The following is a 1346-nucleotide window of genomic DNA, read 5'->3' as shown; positions in this document are numbered from 1 at the left end:
CTGGCTGCCTGACACATCTGTGTGAAACCAAGACGTATCAGGCTCGACACTGTAACGACTGAATCCGTGAGAACCAGATGCGATTGACATGCAGTCACGCTACGCGAACGTAAAAATCCTGACGAGCTTTAAGAGCGGCGCAAAGCACGGTTGCGGGTCTTTGGGTAGCAAGGGGACGGGTGTTAAAAGTTGACGACTTTTGTGGAGGACTCCCATTAGCCAGCGCAGACCAATTTTCAGGTAACTCAGACCATGCATGCCAATGAGGATTGACATGCAGTCACGCTACGCGAACGACCTGCCGTCGCAGACAAAGTAGTTGAACAGCCATGCCTTGAGTCGTGCCGTACAGTAGTGCCACCGCAGCCACGCTCGTAGAGCCGTTCGAGAGCTCGCCATTGCGGATGCGGGAGTCTTCGAGTTCAAAGGCTCCCGACTTACTGTCGCTTAAATAATTCCTCGACCCGGAACCTCAAACCGTATTGCCACAGAGTCATAATGGTGGTGGTTTCATCGGTGATGACCGCCCAAGGCTCTTTGACCCCAATGACTATGGCTAACACCAGATGAGAGCGGTGTTTTCCATCTTGCCATAAACCCACATGGTGATAGAAAACTGCAACTCCGTTTTGTGGCCACAGATAACTGACTTCAATCGGATAGCGACGCGGACCGAAGCAAATGGACATCACAGGGCAGCCGTAGGCAGTAGTGCCAATTGCTCCAAAGTAACCAGTTCATCAAAGCGTGGTTGGCGAAACCCCGGTCGGCTTTGAGCATCACATCGGCATGTTGACGCAATATCCACCGGGCTTGGCGTAACAATGGCTGATATTCCAAGGGAAGCCACCGTGGCACTGCTATGCTCCGACCCTTGCCACAGAAATGGCACGGCACGACCACAACACACCAGTGATAGATGAATCATACAGAGCGCGATTCCAAAGCACTGTGGTATCGAGTGCAAGGTACAGACGATGAGACTGCCAATTCTTCAATTGCCTTTAGCACCAAGGGAATATATAGCCCCTTCACACCAATGAGTCGATTGCTCACAAAGCGGTGCCACCGACGTTCAAAGCTCTGGGCTTGTTTGGCGAGGCATCAGACATAAGGTTCTATGGCACTAAGGCAAAGCTTACCACTGCTAATTAAGGCACTCACCATCCAGGCTAAGGTTTTTAGATGGCGCAGATCGAGGGTAGCTGCTGTATTGACACAGAAAGTCTAACAGTTGATCATGAATTTGGGTAGAGTTGGACATGCTCCGATGGGCTGGTTGTGTAGTGACCAAGCGCCTCCCATATCCCTCTACCCTTTTTGATCGAGTCTTGCCTTCCCGTAGC

General features: G+C 51.4%; 3 protein-coding genes. 1 reads left to right on the top strand and 2 read right to left on the bottom strand.

Annotated elements, in window-relative coordinates:
• Positions 1–437 precede the first annotated feature (437 nt).
• Entirely contained in the window at positions 438–689 is a 252-nt protein-coding gene (locus F6K46_RS39790) for a hypothetical protein (RefSeq protein WP_293069045.1), read from the bottom strand.
• Positions 689–928: a hypothetical protein gene (locus F6K46_RS39785; RefSeq protein ID WP_293069042.1), complete on the bottom strand. Its 240-nt coding sequence runs from the start codon at positions 926–928 to the stop codon at positions 689–691. Before F6K46_RS39785 ends, F6K46_RS39790 begins: the two co-directional genes overlap by 1 nt.
• Here F6K46_RS39785 and F6K46_RS39780 point away from each other — a divergent pair.
• Positions 920–1114, top strand: coding sequence for a hypothetical protein (locus F6K46_RS39780; RefSeq protein WP_293069039.1), 195 nt, complete (start codon positions 920–922; stop codon positions 1112–1114). The genes F6K46_RS39785 and F6K46_RS39780 overlap by 9 nt on opposite strands.
• The last annotated feature ends 232 nt before the right edge of the window (positions 1115–1346 follow it).

Source organism: Moorena sp. SIO3E8 (genome assembly GCF_010692445.1).
Classification (GTDB): Bacteria; Cyanobacteriota; Cyanobacteriia; order Cyanobacteriales; family Coleofasciculaceae; genus Moorena; species Moorena bouillonii.
Note: the sequence above shows the minus strand (reverse complement) of the source record. Positions and strands in the feature narration are given on the sequence as shown.

Bases quoted from the DNA above. Each gene is read 5' to 3' on its own strand.
- F6K46_RS39790 (WP_293069045.1), bottom strand. From the start codon at position 689: ATGTCCATTTGCTTCGGTCCGCGTCGCTATCCGATTGAAGTCAGTTAT.
- F6K46_RS39780 (WP_293069039.1), top strand. From the start codon at position 920: ATGAATCATACAGAGCGCGATTCCAAAGCACTGTGGTATCGAGTGCAA.
- F6K46_RS39785 (WP_293069042.1), bottom strand. From the start codon at position 928: ATGATTCATCTATCACTGGTGTGTTGTGGTCGTGCCGTGCCATTTCTG.